The organism is Legionella sp. PATHC035, assembly GCF_026191115.1.
Classification (GTDB): domain Bacteria; phylum Pseudomonadota; class Gammaproteobacteria; order Legionellales; family Legionellaceae; genus Legionella.
Genome location: NZ_JAPHOT010000001.1, coordinates 1,178,533 through 1,193,594, shown reverse-complemented (window position 1 = coordinate 1,193,594; position 15,062 = coordinate 1,178,533). Strand labels below are relative to the sequence as shown.

The window sequence follows — 15,062 nt, the reverse complement described above, 5'->3', positions numbered from 1 at the left end:
GTCGCAGTGATTTATTGGTTGTCTTTCAGTGAGTTAAGTTATTCTTTTGACTTCCAGGGATATTTGCTTTTATGATGTTTTGATTTCTGTTGAGAAAATAGTTGGGTCGATATGAATTGTTCAACAAAGCTTCCCGAAAGACTCATTGACCTTTGTAACTGACCGCCGTTCACCCTAATCGATGAAAAAAATTGTTTTTTTTAGTGAAAACCGTTTGTAGCGTCATCGATTAACTGGGGAAAGAGAAAAAGAGTAAGTCATGGTAAAAAAAGGAAAATTTTATTGTTTGGCGATTCTCAACATGTTAGCCATCATTTTTTCTCAGAATATCGATGCAGCGTGTTCCCTCACTCATTCCTCAGGCCAAACTATTAGACGAACGGAAGATGTTTTAGGACGTCTACTTTTATCGGATGCACCATGTCCCCAAAATGTTTTTGCATTACGCCAACTGCTCAAAAACTCGGGGGTAACATTGCAAACTACATTAGTTGCTAATCGTGGATTTCATAATCCAACTCTGGGAAGTTTTAGTATATTTGAAATGGCTTTGGGGGAGTTAAAAATCCATGATGCTCATTGGGCCATTCAAGGAGGCGATTTTTTCTTCGGGCATTTTACAGCCATAGGACCAGGGGGTGATTTAATCGCGGATCAGAATTCAGAAAAAGATTCACTGATGGTTGAAGCGTTTGCTTGGGATTCAAAGAAAGAAGTATTTAATTTCTATGAATTACGAGGTGATGGCTCGCAGGGGCAATGGTTCTATCGAGGAGATTCGTCTGATATTTTTGCCGATAATGAATGGCTTCATCGCCAGCCCGATCCAAAGCACCCACAATTTGGTAATCGACTTCGTTGTTCCGGTTGTCATGGTGCTGGCGGACCCATTATGAAAGAACTGATTCAACCTCATAATGACTGGTGGGAGCCTATGAGACAACTGGATTTTGGTGGACACCATCCTGATACCTCGTTACAAGAGATTTTAGAAACATTGGTTCCTCCGGAGCAATTAGCTAAAAATGTTTTAATAGGGCTGCAAAAATTGAATCAAAGCAAAAAAATGCGTTCATTACAGGAACAACTTCGTCCTTTATTTTGTCCTGTTGAATTAAATTTAATGTCAGATAATTATCCCAACGACAAACAGCATAGCTCCATAAATATTCCGGTAGAGTTTTTTCTTGACGCACGATTTTTGCAAGCGAAAGGAAAGCAAACAATCAAGATTTCAAGAACTTTTTATCAAACGGCATTGAACGAGCTAGGTAGTCATTTTCCAGAAACTGATTGGAACGATGCAGATCACGCCTGGCTTACTCCTGTCAAGGCTGAATCAGATCAGTTAGCAATAGATAATCTCCTACAAAAAGGGATCATTGATTTGAAGTTTACGATGGATGTTTTAGACGTAGATATGACCAATCCCATATTTTCCTCAGCCCGGTGCAGGCTTTTGCGTTTAGTTCCTACTACAGCGACACCGAATTGGCTTGAGGTATTTAAGGAAAACCTCAATCAATCGGCGGACTGGGCTGCTAAAAAATTACTTAAAAACCTCATGTCTCAACAGCAAGATCCGGCATTTTATGTGCAAAAAGCAAAGAAATATCTCCAACAATGCCGGTTAAAATTGCAAAATAGCAAAAACGTATTACTGTTGTATCGCTTATTGGCACAACGACGCGCTGAGATTCGTGCCTCTGAAATCTCATTAAACCCTCGAGGCCAGATTTTGGAGCCTGGATTTCGCATTATATTCCCTGAAAATAAAATCAGCTCAACGCCAGAGCGATTAAAACTTACTTTATCCTGTGAGGTGATTGAAGACATTTGATTTACTGCAGTGTCCCAATAAGCCTACCTCCTCGGATGCGGTTTGGGAGAGGAATAAACATTAAAAGATGTTGAATCCCTAACTGTTTCATCCCTTAAGAAAAAATTTATTGCCTTGCTCGTTTATCTGCTGGATTAACATCTCATTTAATTGTAACCTTCATACTTGTTTCAAGAGTAGTTTTAAGTAGTTATGCTGCTTTAGCTTTAACCTAGTTTAGGAAAGAATATGGTTATTTATGAAGTAAATTTGGCCATTGATGGTGATATTTATCCTCAATTTCAATTATGGCTAAAAAAGCATGTCAAAGAGATGTTGCAGATTCCCGGATTTATTCAAGCACGTGTTTTGAAACCCGAAAACGAGGAACCTGTCGAGCAGGAACAATTAACAGTCCAATATCAATTAGAAAATAGAGATTTTCTAAATGTATATTTTGCTGAATTTGCATCAAAAATGCGTGAAGAAGGGCTTAATCTATTCAAAAATAAATTTTCCGCCCAAAGACGAATTTTCGAGGTTCAGACTAATTTCTTAAATTAAAAATTTGCATCGGCATTGTGCTTTCATATAGCCTTTTACTATGCAAAAATTATTGCACTTTGTCCTTCGGATAAATATAGGATATAGAATGAGACAGATGATTAAATTTGGATTTATATTGGGTTTGGCGGCAACGAGCAATGCCTTTTGTGCAGAGCCTGTTCAAGGAATTTATTTGGGTTTACTGGGCCAACTAAGCTATGCGCCCAATACTAATCTTAGTGTGACACTCCCTGATGGAAATACGTACAATGGTTCAGTTAAGTTGAGTGTCATCGGTGGTGGAGGCGGTGCTTCTTTAGGCTACAAAATAAAAAATTTTCGATTAGAGGGGGAGTTTCTTTTTAATCTGAACAATTTCGGTTCATTCAGTACAGGCTCTTGTACTCTGATCAGCCCCGATGTCTTGGGTCCTAATGGGAACTGTTCTGCTTTTATCGAAGAAACCGGTCTGGGTTTTAATGGTTACACCGCGGGTATTTACGGTCTTTTCAATACGTTTTATGACTTTTTGTCCAGCGATCCTAACGTCAACTTTGTCCCTTATGTGGGATTAGGTTTGGGGGGCGCTATTATTAAAAACCATGCTTTATTTCACAGTAATAACCAATGTATTTCTTTAGGTACTTGTTCACCGATTGTCTCGCAAACTGTGGATACCTCAAACAACGGCTTCGCAATTCAAGGGATCGTTGGATTCAATTATTATCTTGACGACTTTACCACCCTTGGTCTTGATTTCCGATATCTTTCTACAGTCAATTTTAATAAGAATAATTCAAATACTTTGGTCACGACGACTAACTCAAATAGCAACAATTATGGGATAGGCACCATTAATATCACAGCAAATTTTGCGCTTCAGAAAGCAGACTGATTTTTTTCTGATGCAGACTTTTCTGTTCTATGAACCATCACGTTATATTGAATGCTGCATCATAAAATTTATAGAAAAAAGCGATTCCTCTGTTTTATAGCTAGAATTAAAAACAGAGGATTAATTTTTAATCTTTAAATGGTGTCTTCACGGTGATACGTCATCCCGAATCTAATGAGGACTCTCCAATGTCTGGAATGTGAATTCATGATGAAATGTGATATCCAAATCAGGAGAATCTTCGTGGTAACACGTATTAGAATGATGAGCGTTTTATCAAATTGGATTTAATGACCAATAGGCAGGATAAGGATTAGTTAATCGATCATTTTGATGTCAGGCATAATTTATTTACAGGAGTTGTTGAGTGATGCACAGTCTGATGAATCATTGTTTTCCCACATTCATATTTCTTTTTTATCTCATTATTTTTCTTTTGCTTAGCAAAGTAGTTTTCCATTTTAAACGCAAGCTCACCAAGGATGCAGAAGACACTGCAATGGATATTGTTGGGAGTATCGGTGCTTTTTATAGTATTTTTTTAGGTTTTGTTATTTATATTTTATGGACTAATTATCAAAAAACTTATGAACTTGTTAATACGGAAGCTTCCCAATTGTATATTACTGCCCAAAGCGCTCGAGCTTTTCCTCCTGAGATTCAACAAAAAGTCATAAAAAATTTAAGCTTATATATTTCGTCTATTGTAAATGATGATCTAGTCGCTATGTCATTGGGGGAGGAAGGAAAAACAACGCAAGGAATAGGTGACAGCTTGTATCGTATCTTGTTGCACTATCAACCTAAAGCTTCTGTTGCTAATTTTTACCAAAGTGCGGTTTCTGCATGGAATCAGGCTACTCAGTATCGTGATTTTCGTTTGAATATGCTCAATCCAGCAATTCCTAATGCCTGGTATCTGATTATTTTTTTAGGTGCCTTCTTTATAATTGGTATTTATTCTTTGGAGTCGAGTTTGCAGGGACATCCTTTTCTGTATATTTTATGCATTTTTCTAGCCATTTACATGACTGCTATTAGTGTTCTAAGTTTTCCATATTCGGGTTGGGTCAAGGTATCGGATGCACCCTTTAATCGACTGTATAAGACCTTAAATAACTTACCCATTCAATCCAGCATAAAAATTGGAGAGAGTTCAAAAAACAATAATTTCTGAGCTCATCATTTAATTGAGACAGAAAATTGGATTAATTCATTATAATTTAAGGAATAATCATGGCATTAAAATTTGATGTGATTGTTTTAGGTGGTGGCAAAGGAGGTAAAACTCTGGCTGTTGAGCTGGCCAAAACTGGACAACGGGTTGCCATGGTTGAAGACAACCAAATTGGCGGTACTTGCATTAATGTGGCGTGTATCCCTACAAAAACGCTCGTACAATCTGCAAAGATTGCACACTATTGCCGTTCAGCATCAGATTATGGTCTAGAGGCTACTCTTGCCCCCGTCGATTTTAAAGCAATTCGAGCTCGTAAAGATGCTGTAGTTCATGCAATGCGAGAAGCTAATTTAAAACAATTTTTGGATTCAGGAATGGATCTGATGCTGGGGCGTGGACACTTCATAGGACCTAAGACAATTGAGGTTCTTTTGTCATCACCACGTGATGGTAAAAAGGTGGTGGAAATTACCGCGGACAAAATTTTTATTAATACCGGTGCCTTACCTCTTATACCTCCAATTCCAGGCCTTGACAAAATAAAATATCATACCAATGACAGCTTAATGAATGTCAATAAAGTGCCGAAGCATTTGCTTATTGTTGGTGGTGGATATATTGGTTTAGAGTTTGCTCAATTATTTCGACGATTGGGGGCAGCGGTTACAGTAATCGAGGCGGATAGCAAGTTTCTTGGTCGTGAAGATAGAGATATTGCTGAACAAGTTCTTAATACTTTAACTAAAGAAGGGATTCATTTTGCTCTTAATACTAAAATTAATGGCATTCGAGAAGAACATGGCGAAGTACTTGTCGATGTAAATCAGAATGGAGAACCCGCGCTGATTCGTGGGAGTGACGTACTGATTGCGGTGGGACGTACAGCAAATACGGCAGGATTAAATGTAGAGAAAACAGGGGTTCAGCTAGATGAACGTGGTTTTATTAGAGTAAATGATTATCTCGAAACTTCAGCTGAAGGCATTTGGGCTTTAGGGGACGTAAAGGGTGGGGCTCAATTTACGCATTTATCTTTAGATGATTATCGGTTAGCAAAACATAATCTGCAAAACCCTCAAAATAAGCGTTCCGTTCAAGGACGACTTATTCCTTATACAGTATTTCTTGATCCGGAACTTGCTCGTATTGGTCTAACAGAAACTCAAGCGCTTGCTCAAGGCCATAGTTTAAAAATCGCAAAAATTCCCGCTGCGGTTATTCCGAGGGCGAAAACACAAGGGGAAACAACGGGTCTTTTAAAAGCGGTTATTGATGCAAAAACAGATCATATTTTAGGTGTATCCATCTTCTGTGCTGAGGCTGGTGAAATACTTGGGGTAATCCAATTGGCGATGGAAGTGGGTATGCCTTATCAGCAATTACGTGATGTAATGTTTGCCCATCCTACCCTTGTTGAGAGTATTAATCTGTGGTTTGCCTCGGTGACATGAGTCTATTACGTGAACGATGCGTGCCCTTGAACGTGTAGGAGCATCCCGAAATAAGGACAATAAAAAACAGGTTATAAGGCGCCAAAATGCCTCTTTTTGGCGCTTTTTGAGCAAAGATATTTTCGTGAATCTCCAGTTTTTCCCGTACTTTTTTAATAAAAATAGATTAAATTTAATTCAATAAGATCAAATTTTGTAGTAAAAACACTAAAAAGTGTTGATTTAAATTTCATCTTATGTAAACCTTGCTCGCTATGAGTAGGAAATTAATTTACATAATAATCGGTATTAGTTGTCTTACATTCGGTTTTCTTGGATTGACGCTTTATAAGAAGGCTAAGCTCCATGAGCACCCACTAACTCCGAAAAAGGTAGTTATTAAAACCGAAAAGGTTAAAAAAGGTACGACAAAAAATAATACCTTACAAAAAGACGCTGAAAAAATAGCACATCAAAGCGCTGAACACATCGCGCAGAGTGCTAAAACATTAGCACATGCTACTAAAAAAATAGTGGTTGCTAAGAAGAGCGCCCGCCCTATGCACACCCCAAGAAAGGTTATTATGAAAAGCAGAAATATTGCTTTGACTAAAGTATCTTTCGATGAGTTGCCAGGTTGGGATACTGCTGATGTAAAAAAATCTTTATTAGCATTTCAGAAGTCGTGTGAGACGTTCTTGAAGCAATCACCATCTCATCCGATAAATACACAACACATCAAATTAAAAGCCCGTGATTGGCATCCAGCATGTAAGGCGGCCTTAGCCCTGGAGTCGGTTTCAGAAGATTCAGCAAAAGTGTTTTTTGAAAAGTGGTTTCATCCTATTGAGTTTGCGCAAAAGAAACCCGTTCATGGCTTATTTACCGGCTATTATATGCCTAAAATAAAGGGAACTTTAACAAAAAGCACTAAATACAACACGCCAATTTATGGGCTGCCAAAAGGTAAATATTCAACTTCCTATACTCGGGAGCAAATTGATAATGGCGCTCTCAAGAAAAAAGCACGTGTGATTGCATGGATCCATAGTCCTGCCGAACGACTCTTTTTAGAGATAGAAGGTTCAGGGGTAATTCAACTACCTAATGGTGAAAATATATATCTAGGATATGCCGGTGAAAATGGTGCCCCATATACCTCAATTGCTAAAATAATGATTAATAAAGGGATTATGAATCGCCATAATGCCTCTAAAGCAGCGATTATTCGTTATTTGGAGAAGCACCCTGAAAAAGCAAAATCAATTATCCAGAAAAATAAATCGTTTGTCTTTTTTGAGGATTTAAAAGAGCCTATGGCACTTGGCGCTCAAGGGATGGCCCTTACACCAGGCTATTCTTTAGCTGTGGATAAAAAATGGATTCCGCTTGGTGCGCCGCTGTGGTTGGATACAAAACGTCCTGATAAAAAAGATCAAGCCAATGAGAAACAATTTCAACGTCTGATGATTGCCCAAGATACAGGCGGTGCAATTCGTGGGTTTATGCGCGGTGATATTTATTGGGGTTCTGGGAAGCTTGCAACATTTCTAGGCGAGCATATGAAAAATGAAGGCCATTATTGGCTCTTGCTTCCAAAAAATATTTTATCTCGATTGGCTAAGAAATCACTTTAACTCAAGCATGCTCCTGCATGTATTGCCAACTGCATAAATAGAGGAAGCATGAGTTTTGCAGGATAAACCCAGTAAGCTGGGATTTGATCCGGTTAAATACCAGATTGCCTGAATTCAGAGTGTTCTATATGACGCTCTTCGCTGCTAAAATCATAATTCTTTAAGCTGACGTGTTGCCACGCATCGAGTATTTCCCGTTGTGCAATGTCCCAATCGGTACCTCCTTTATCTGAGCCTTGCCAAGACAGTGGAGTGAAATAGGGGGTCATTAAATCTTGAAACGAGATAATTTCTGTTATGGTATTTCCCTCATGGCCATATCCACATTTTTTAATTTGCAATAGTTCATGATAGCTTTTGGCACACGCCTCAAATGGAAAAAGTCCTATAGAGGCTTCATCGAAGAGCATATTTTGTTTCTTCGGTGTCAGATACCCAATAAGATAAGGTCTGATGAATGTAGTGGCTTTCCTTTTACCTTCATTGGACCCAGAACATCGTATAGTTCCATTTTCATGAACTAAATATAAACTCGACCCCCGTTCATTGTTAGGAGCGTTGGTGATAAAAATTACAGGTTTATTGTTGGGGCCAGAAAAAAGATAGGAAAAATTGATGCATTGTTTATCTTTCATGTAGTATTTACCGCCTAAATGGAAGCGAAGTGTGCTCTAAACCCTAATAAATAGCAACCTCTTTGAATCAGATACACTGGCTCTAATTTTCGTTTAGGGTAGGTGGCACCATAGTACCTGCGAGTGTACTACTGGTTGTAAGAATGGGCGGGATTCTACTTACCTTGTTACCGTACGCACTTAGATTTCATGTTGTAAAACCAGATTTAATTCCTATACTTTTTTTATAAAGTTTTTATTTGGAGTAAGGCAATGAGTCGTTTGTCGCTGGCATTTTTATTCACTTTAATTTCAATGTTCAATTCCGCCTTCAGTGATGAAGCCCCCAAGGTCCCTAATAAAGCTCAAACCAATAATATCCTTGAGCAAACAAAACAAAAACTTGATGATGCGAATCAAATTGAAAAGGATAATTTAGAGAAAGGCATCCAACAAGGCGAGGGACAAAATGATAAAAGTCATTGATACACTAGGGACTAAAATTTTTATTCATATAACGGACAGCAATACGTTTCAAGCTTTCAACGGTCATTTTTCCTACCTATATTTAGACCGAGTTTTTTAATTTTAATTCAAACGTTCTCCTATCAAAGTACTCAAGCTTTGGTTATCTTTTTTTTCCTATCTGAAGCAAAAGGCAATGTGTGCCCCTGCGCACGGCTCTTGATGAGTCACAGAACACAGGAGCTTGCCAATAAACAAGTATTAAGTCCAAAAAAGGATTTAAATTAAACACACTGTTGACAGATAGGCTTGAATGAGTTGGAATTCTTGCTCTGAATTTTAAATCAGAACAGTGATTAATAGAGATTTATGATGTTTACAATTAAATTTAATGGAATTGTTATTGGTACTCTTGACGATAATGCGAGTGAGCATAGTTTAAATCGATTAATCGGTCGTCATCTATTTGGAGAGTTTGTGGTCGGTCGGCTTTCAAACTCTGTTCGACAATCCTCTGGATGGCCTACCCTAAACCGCAAAAACTCAATCCATATTGATTATAGGGTTACCTTTCCTGTCGCCTCTCACGACAAAAATATTAAGGGAAAACCTTTAATGCACTATTTCACAAAAGAGGAGTTTAAAACGGGATTAGAGATTACAATACAACACAAAAAAAAGGAGTCTATTTATATTGAAAGTGACATGGTGCAGCAAAGGAAAAACTTCATAAATCAACTCAAGGTTACTTTGTTTGCATTGGCAAGCAATCGCCTCGATTCTCTGCCCCTTCTTCCTATTGAACTGATTCAACTTATTGTATTCAAAGCTAGCCCACATACAGTGACTATGGAGCACATAAATAAGTGGACAGAAGATATTTTAAAAAGAGATATGAAAATAGTTGAATCATCGCCTGAGCGCCAGAGCAAGGATATTACTTTTTTTAGCCCCCAAAACAGGCGTTCGCAAACTGCATGCGACAATTTTTTGAATCTGAGTATTGTCACTCTGGGAGCCATTGCAGTTGTTGGAAGTATGATATCGTAGATTGTCATTGGGGAAGGCCTTGCTTTTTTCCTATTTAAATTTTGAATAAGACAAATTAGCAAATCAATAGCCATGGTCACCGAAACTTAGAAGCCAGCGAAACCATAGAAAATTGATATAAAGACCCCAAATGGGCATTATTTAACAACTTAAGGATAAGCTCCTTCATTAATTTTTCACTCTTGCACTCCAAAAGATATTGGATTGTGTCACTGAAACGTTTGTTGTCATTTGACTATTTTTCCGGTCGGTTGTGCACTGATTTTTGCCGGAGTGAGGTTGTTAGTGATACGGGAGACAGCCCTATCTACCCGTCGTTGAAGCATGATTTCGACCATTACTGTTTCATTCGGATGAAGAATTTTGTTAATGTCAGCGAGTGAGGAATGAAAATCAAGTAACCTGTAATAGGCAAGGGCTTGGCTGCTTGCTTCAGGGTGTGCCTTGATACGAAATCCCAGATTACCTTGCATTTTCGGCGTATTGATCCCTGCCTCCATGATATCGTAGTCAAGAAAATAGGTCAGTTTTCCACGATCATGCTGGTTTTGCTGACGATCGACGAAGAAACCCACCGGAAGCGCATACTCACTATATTGGGGGCCTGCAGTGAGGTAAAGGTCATAATCGTCAAGATGATTGCCCCGGTCATCAATAAGTCGAAATATAATCATCGAGTAGCGATTAGTAATAAATTCGCGCTTATAAATAAGTGTTTTCATCAGTTCTATACGTTCATTTTTTTGCGTTTCTTCGGTCATCTTATTGAGTTCTTTTGCCAAAGTATTGTAGGCGTCACGAGTCTTTACTTGAAGGCATTTTAAGACCCATATCGCCGTAGGGTGAGTAGCAGCATTGGCCATAGTAATACTGCGAATAATTCCCATTTTTTTACCGGAATGCGAACATCCAGGAAGAACGCCGAAAGCCATCGTCCGTGCCCGTGTCATTTTCGCAACCACAAGACTTTCTCCGTTATTTCCCTCTTGATGTAACTTTAATAGACTGTAATTCATATTTGCAGCCGCTACTCGTACTACTCCATCCGATCCGACCTCGCCGGTATAGGAATTAAGCGCATCATAAAGTTGGCGATCAATTTTCTGTCCTGTAAGCACAAAGCAATAGATACCATGAGCAGTGCAATCGTAATCAAGCCAACTTTCATTGAGTTGCCAGCTCATAGCACTCCCAAGTTCAAGCCAATCAAGTACGTGCTGCCCCGGTTCAATACCTTCAAAAAAGCTTTTTATACGACTCAGTCTTGATTTACCGAGTTGAGCAAGCGCAGAGCCATGATTGGCGGGAGCCAACATGATTAGATGGCTCAAGGGGCATTTTGCAAGATTATTCTTAAAGTATAAATCCATCCATTTACGGACAACGGGGCCACCGGTGGAGTGAGTAATGCAAGCAAAACGCTCCCCGTTTCTTAGCTTATCCGCAATTTCATCGCGTATTGCATGATCGAATGCACGGGCTATATCGTCGACTGTTACTGTATCGTTAAAGCTGATATAACGTCCAAGATAGATGTTACCTACTTGAATATCCAGCGCTCCATCATTGCTTTGACGTTCAAGCCATTGAGGAAGCTCTCCATAAGTATTGGTATGTGTGACACTCCAACCGTGGACAAAGATAACAATCATAACTCTCCTTAGCTTATCAATGTAACAAAAGGGTTTGTTCCGTCAATCGATGGTACTCGATTATTTTACAATGAGTTAGCTAAGTCAAATTAAAAACTTGATGACCATTTGAAACCAAGACTTATACTTGAGACGGCTGCCTATCAAGAAGACTAGCAATAGCAATATTCGGTTACACTGAAATGGCTGGACTATACTGAATATATCGAGTTCAAGGAGGAGAAAAAGATGCTTTCTATTCAGCTTACCCCTATTATTTCAATAATTGCGGGAGTTTTAATTCTGCTGTTACCACGACTGTTAAATTATATTGTCGCTATTTACCTGATTATTGCTGGCATTGTAGGCTTGGGAGTGTTGCATTAAGAAAAATGATATAGAACTGCATCCCATAGCCGGGACTAGAAAAATCCAGGGTAGGGTGTAGTCCGTGTTTTTTGAACTACACCTTAAATTTTAATTAATCCATATTGGGTCATATCCGATTGTAACACTGTTGGTCTACCAGGCTATGACACCACCATCATAACGGTGCAGCTTTTCTGCATGACTTTGAGCGAATTCGTTCTCTGCTTGTTTTAGAATTCCTGCGACACTGGTTTGTACATCAATTAACGCATCTGCTCCGCCCATTGCTGTTTTTACCCACCCTGGATGAATGAGCATGACATGAACTCCTTTATCTTGTACATCGATAGCGAAGCTGCGCATGGCACAATTAAGAGCCGCTTTACTGGTACGATAAGCATATGATTTACCGTGGTCATTATCAGAAATGCTCCCCATGCGAGAGCTAATCACCAAGATATTTTTTTCCTGGCTCGCTTCGATATTGGTTAGCAAAGCATCACTCAATTTCACCACACTGATACAATTTACATTTAAAACTTCAAGGAAATTTTCTCTATTAATAGCACCTATGGTTACACCTTGCTCACCGCTAATACCTGCATTATTTACTAACAAATCAATCGGTCTGCTATTTAAAGCGTGTTTTAAAGAAGCTATATCTTGGTCGCTTGTCACATCTAATTGAATCAGTTCATCAGCCAACTCGTTCAGTTCATTTGCTTTGATGGGGTGCGGCAACATCCTATAACATAATATCCTTTCTCTTTAAGTTGACGGGCAAACTCCAAACCAAGACCTCTATTTGCTCCGGTAATGAGTGCTGTTTTCATATGAACCTCCTTTGTATTTGAAATTTGCCGCAGGACCAGAACGCTCGATTTTTTTAAAATTCCAGTTGTTCCTATCTAAAAAGTAACTATTAAATCAATTCGTAGTATAGTCTATGCACTTATGAAGGACTTTTAAGAGTCTACATAGAATAAAATAAGCATATCGAATAGTTTGTGCCTTTGCTCTCAAGAAAAGGCTAAGGCGATACAAAAAAATATATTTGAATCAGGAGAACCTCATGTGGATTAAGGACTTATTTATTGATATCCCTAAACGAGATAATGCACCGGAAACCAGATTGCATATCCGTATAGTCTGTGAAAACGAAGCGAATCTCGACAAAATGCCCTACGTTTTTATGCTTCCTGGTGGCCCGGGTGCCAATCATTCTCACTACAAGGATTACGAATGCTTGGCAACTACGGGCAATATGGTATTCATTGATCCCAGAGGATGTGGATTAAGTGAGAAAAACGACCCTTCATCCTATACTATGGACAATTATATTCGAGATGTGGATGAAATTCGTAAATACCTCAATCTGGAAAAAATAGTTCTATTGGGTAAATCCTATGGCGCAATGTGCGCACTAGGATACACTCTGACCTATCCAAAATATGTTTCGAGTCTTATCCTGGCAGCTGGTTCTCCAAGCTTTAGAAACCTTGAAACAGCTCGTCTTAATGTGGAAAAAAGAGGATCTCTGGCTCAACAAAAAGTCTGTGAGCAATTATGGGAGGGGACTTTTAAAAGCGATGAAGAGCTGGATCATTTTTTTGATGTCATGGATTCCATGTATTCTTGGAGGAAAAGACATAATCTTCCTGTAAATCGACCAGCTCCGGATTATATTTTTGCACATGAGCCTTTAAACCAGGGTTTTGGCGGATTTTTACGTACATTTAATTATGAAGATCGCCTGCATGAAATAACCTGTAACACGCTCATTTTGGTAGGCGAAGAAGACTGGATTACTGATAAAAAACATTCTGAATTCATGGCGAACAGAATCCCTAACAATCAATATCTCGTGTTTGAAGGCGCCGACCATTCCCTTGAGTCTGATGTTCCGGAATTATTCTTCGCAAGCATAGAGTCCTTTTTGAAAAGCCAATGTGAAAAAAGAAATTCGCATCATTTTTTTCAAAATGAGAATAAGGGGGAAAAAGCAAATTTGATCGCCGATGAAACAAAAAAATGTACATTCGGCTAAAAATTAAAAAAGTCTATTAGCAAAGCAATGTTGGGTCGTTTTGACCCAACAAACCCTTCTATCCTGAAGCTCGGCATGCAAATGTTCTAGGCGACAACCAATTCGGTGGATGACTCGTGAATAAATGCCCCCTATCGATTGACTTGAACTGTCGTAGCTCAATGCCATTAAAATATTCTTAGCTCAGCTTTAATTCGTTGGCATTGATCTTGAGAAGTTTCCAGAGTTGTTTGAGTCTTACGAAATGTTTGCGGTAAAATGTTGAAAAATTTCATGCAGGAAGTTTTCCATGAGGATTCATTATTATACTTCGCCAGTGTAAAATTTTCTTGATTTATTTTATTCGTGATCTCATCCAAAACATTAATAGCCCGTATGAGTTTTCCATCAAGTTTTGCTCTCATTTCACCATAACTTTCTCTTGCATAAGGGGCAATAAGCGTATTTTTCATTTCTTCAATTAAAGAGGTTAAATGAGCTAATTGTGATGAAAGAAGCAAGAATTTTGCATCGGTTGCTCCATATTCAAGGACTAATCGCCCAGTAATTCGCTCAAAATCTTGTTTCATTTTTTCTGCAGCAGAGAGAATGACTGCGTATTTTTCTCTAAAACGCATCAACAATTTGTTTAAGTGCTCTTCAGAATTGTAGTGTCTAAAGTAATCGGTATTTAGATTAGGGATAGGAGAGAGTCGGTGTTTCTCGCTGTTAAAATTCTCTGAAAAATTGGTGAATGTTTCTCCATTATTATCATCTACCTTATAATAATTTTTAAGTCGCGATAAATAGTTTACAGCAAGGTATACCTCATTTTCAGAAGGGTCACAGATATAAACTTCTTCACCCCATGTTGTGGGGTCTGAGGGATTGCTGTCAGCTTTTCTTCCGATAACTAAAAAACAATGATCGCCACCTTTTATATAAAAAGCTTCTGCAGAAACATGAGGTTCATAATTAATACAATAATCTAAAGCAAGTAAAGCATATTCATAACAATTGCCTACCGAGAATTTCTTACAAAGTTGAATACGTTGATAAAATTGTTGGGTAGTACTATCAAACTCCAGAGAAAATTTAGGGTCCCTCATTGCCAAAATATGAGATTCAAACATGACGTCGCTGATTGCTTTTTTTCGGATGTCAGGATACAAGTTATTGGCAGGCTGAGTTGTTCCTTCCAAAATAATTTCCCTGGCATATTTTAATGCATTTCTTGCGATATCTCTGTTTCTCATAACTAGGTCTCTAAATAAAAACGAATGGAATAATAATAAATAAAAAGAGTTAATGAAATTATTTAAATAAAACCCAAACTGATTAAGCTAAAGGCATGGCGATCAAGGTTAATTTTTGTTCATTTATGGCTATAATTTATATAA

At 38.4% G+C, this 15,062-nt stretch carries 15 protein-coding genes; 10 read left to right on the top strand and 5 right to left on the bottom strand.

The window, feature by feature from the left end; all coding sequences use genetic code 11:
- Positions 1 to 259 precede the first annotated feature (259 nt).
- From OQJ13_RS05345 to OQJ13_RS05320, 6 genes are all read left to right on the top strand, one after another.
- Entirely contained in the window at positions 260 to 1,840 is a 1,581-nt protein-coding gene (locus tag OQJ13_RS05345) for a hypothetical protein (protein ID WP_265709699.1), read from the top strand.
- Positions 1,841 to 2,068: 228 nt separating this feature from the next.
- Positions 2,069 to 2,383: a DUF4286 family protein gene (locus tag OQJ13_RS05340; RefSeq protein WP_265709698.1), complete on the top strand. Its 315-nt coding sequence runs from the start codon at positions 2,069 to 2,071 to the stop codon at positions 2,381 to 2,383.
- A gap of 88 nt (positions 2,384 to 2,471) precedes the next feature.
- The gene (locus OQJ13_RS05335; RefSeq protein WP_265709697.1) at positions 2,472 to 3,260 is read left to right on the top strand and encodes an outer membrane beta-barrel protein; all 789 of its coding nucleotides are present in this window, start codon (positions 2,472 to 2,474) and stop codon (positions 3,258 to 3,260) included.
- A gap of 370 nt (positions 3,261 to 3,630) precedes the next feature.
- A complete protein-coding gene (locus OQJ13_RS05330; protein WP_265711892.1) occupies positions 3,631 to 4,437 on the top strand; it encodes a DUF4239 domain-containing protein in 807 nt (268 codons plus the stop codon).
- Between the two features lie 59 nt (positions 4,438 to 4,496).
- Positions 4,497 to 5,891 carry a mercuric reductase gene (locus OQJ13_RS05325; RefSeq protein ID WP_265709694.1) on the top strand — a complete coding sequence of 465 codons (1,395 nt, stop codon included), beginning with the start codon at positions 4,497 to 4,499 and terminating at the stop codon, positions 5,889 to 5,891.
- 254 nt (positions 5,892 to 6,145) lie between these two features.
- Positions 6,146 to 7,507 carry a murein transglycosylase A gene (locus tag OQJ13_RS05320; RefSeq protein ID WP_265709693.1) on the top strand — a complete coding sequence of 454 codons (1,362 nt, stop codon included), beginning with the start codon at positions 6,146 to 6,148 and terminating at the stop codon, positions 7,505 to 7,507.
- A gap of 92 nt (positions 7,508 to 7,599) precedes the next feature.
- Here the strand turns inward: OQJ13_RS05320 and OQJ13_RS05315 are convergent, their stop codons facing one another.
- Positions 7,600 to 8,142, bottom strand: coding sequence for a hypothetical protein (locus OQJ13_RS05315; RefSeq protein ID WP_265709691.1), 543 nt, complete (start codon positions 8,140 to 8,142; stop codon positions 7,600 to 7,602).
- Positions 8,143 to 8,394: 252 nt separating this feature from the next.
- Here OQJ13_RS05315 and OQJ13_RS05310 point away from each other — a divergent pair, with 252 nt between their 5' ends.
- Both OQJ13_RS05310 and OQJ13_RS05305 read left to right on the top strand, forming a co-directional pair.
- Positions 8,395 to 8,607 carry a hypothetical protein gene (locus OQJ13_RS05310; RefSeq protein WP_265709688.1) on the top strand — a complete coding sequence of 71 codons (213 nt, stop codon included), beginning with the start codon at positions 8,395 to 8,397 and terminating at the stop codon, positions 8,605 to 8,607.
- 348 nt (positions 8,608 to 8,955) lie between these two features.
- On the top strand, positions 8,956 to 9,636 hold the full coding sequence (locus tag OQJ13_RS05305) for a hypothetical protein (protein WP_265709686.1): 681 nt from the start codon (positions 8,956 to 8,958) through the stop codon (positions 9,634 to 9,636).
- A 227-nt stretch (positions 9,637 to 9,863) separates the two neighbouring features.
- On the opposite strand, the gene plaB is transcribed toward OQJ13_RS05305, so the two are convergent.
- Entirely contained in the window at positions 9,864 to 11,288 is a 1,425-nt protein-coding gene (gene plaB, locus OQJ13_RS05300) for a phospholipase PlaB (RefSeq protein WP_265709685.1), read from the bottom strand.
- 228 nt (positions 11,289 to 11,516) lie between these two features.
- Here plaB and OQJ13_RS05295 point away from each other — a divergent pair, with 228 nt between their 5' ends.
- Positions 11,517 to 11,654 (top strand): DUF3096 domain-containing protein, encoded by a 138-nt coding sequence (locus OQJ13_RS05295; RefSeq protein WP_081776877.1) that lies wholly within the window; start codon positions 11,517 to 11,519, stop codon positions 11,652 to 11,654.
- Positions 11,655 to 11,789: 135 nt separating this feature from the next.
- Here OQJ13_RS05295 and OQJ13_RS05290 read toward each other — a convergent pair whose 3' ends face one another.
- Positions 11,790 to 12,380, bottom strand: a complete 591-nt coding sequence (locus OQJ13_RS05290; protein ID WP_265709683.1) for an SDR family NAD(P)-dependent oxidoreductase — start codon at positions 12,378 to 12,380, stop codon at positions 11,790 to 11,792.
- A complete protein-coding gene (locus OQJ13_RS05285; RefSeq protein WP_265709682.1) occupies positions 12,347 to 12,469 on the bottom strand; it encodes an SDR family NAD(P)-dependent oxidoreductase in 123 nt (40 codons plus the stop codon). Before OQJ13_RS05285 ends, OQJ13_RS05290 begins: the two co-directional genes overlap by 34 nt.
- A gap of 239 nt (positions 12,470 to 12,708) precedes the next feature.
- On the opposite strand from OQJ13_RS05285, the gene OQJ13_RS05280 reads away from it, so the two are divergent.
- Positions 12,709 to 13,683, top strand: coding sequence for an alpha/beta fold hydrolase (locus tag OQJ13_RS05280; RefSeq protein WP_265709681.1), 975 nt, complete (start codon positions 12,709 to 12,711; stop codon positions 13,681 to 13,683).
- 167 nt (positions 13,684 to 13,850) lie between these two features.
- Here OQJ13_RS05280 and OQJ13_RS05275 read toward each other — a convergent pair whose 3' ends face one another.
- Positions 13,851 to 14,918 (bottom strand): hypothetical protein, encoded by a 1,068-nt coding sequence (locus OQJ13_RS05275; RefSeq protein WP_265709680.1) that lies wholly within the window; start codon positions 14,916 to 14,918, stop codon positions 13,851 to 13,853.
- Between the last annotated feature and the right edge of the window lie 144 nt (positions 14,919 to 15,062).

Excerpts from the sequence above, each read along its gene's own strand:
- OQJ13_RS05345 (WP_265709699.1), top strand. The coding sequence starts at position 260 with ATGGTAAAAAAAGGAAAATTTTATTGTTTGGCGATTCTCAACATGTTA.
- OQJ13_RS05340 (WP_265709698.1), top strand. The coding sequence starts at position 2,069 with ATGGTTATTTATGAAGTAAATTTGGCCATTGATGGTGATATTTATCCT.
- OQJ13_RS05335 (WP_265709697.1), top strand. The coding sequence starts at position 2,472 with ATGAGACAGATGATTAAATTTGGATTTATATTGGGTTTGGCGGCAACG.
- OQJ13_RS05330 (WP_265711892.1), top strand. The coding sequence starts at position 3,631 with ATGCACAGTCTGATGAATCATTGTTTTCCCACATTCATATTTCTTTTT.
- OQJ13_RS05325 (WP_265709694.1), top strand. The coding sequence starts at position 4,497 with ATGGCATTAAAATTTGATGTGATTGTTTTAGGTGGTGGCAAAGGAGGT.
- OQJ13_RS05320 (WP_265709693.1), top strand. The coding sequence starts at position 6,146 with ATGAGTAGGAAATTAATTTACATAATAATCGGTATTAGTTGTCTTACA.
- OQJ13_RS05315 (WP_265709691.1), bottom strand. The coding sequence starts at position 8,142 with ATGAAAGATAAACAATGCATCAATTTTTCCTATCTTTTTTCTGGCCCC.
- OQJ13_RS05310 (WP_265709688.1), top strand. The coding sequence starts at position 8,395 with ATGAGTCGTTTGTCGCTGGCATTTTTATTCACTTTAATTTCAATGTTC.
- OQJ13_RS05305 (WP_265709686.1), top strand. The coding sequence starts at position 8,956 with ATGATGTTTACAATTAAATTTAATGGAATTGTTATTGGTACTCTTGAC.
- plaB (WP_265709685.1), bottom strand. The coding sequence starts at position 11,288 with ATGATTGTTATCTTTGTCCACGGTTGGAGTGTCACACATACCAATACT.
- OQJ13_RS05295 (WP_081776877.1), top strand. The coding sequence starts at position 11,517 with ATGCTTTCTATTCAGCTTACCCCTATTATTTCAATAATTGCGGGAGTT.
- OQJ13_RS05290 (WP_265709683.1), bottom strand. The coding sequence starts at position 12,380 with ATGTTGCCGCACCCCATCAAAGCAAATGAACTGAACGAGTTGGCTGAT.
- OQJ13_RS05285 (WP_265709682.1), bottom strand. The coding sequence starts at position 12,469 with ATGAAAACAGCACTCATTACCGGAGCAAATAGAGGTCTTGGTTTGGAG.
- OQJ13_RS05280 (WP_265709681.1), top strand. The coding sequence starts at position 12,709 with ATGTGGATTAAGGACTTATTTATTGATATCCCTAAACGAGATAATGCA.
- OQJ13_RS05275 (WP_265709680.1), bottom strand. The coding sequence starts at position 14,918 with ATGAGAAACAGAGATATCGCAAGAAATGCATTAAAATATGCCAGGGAA.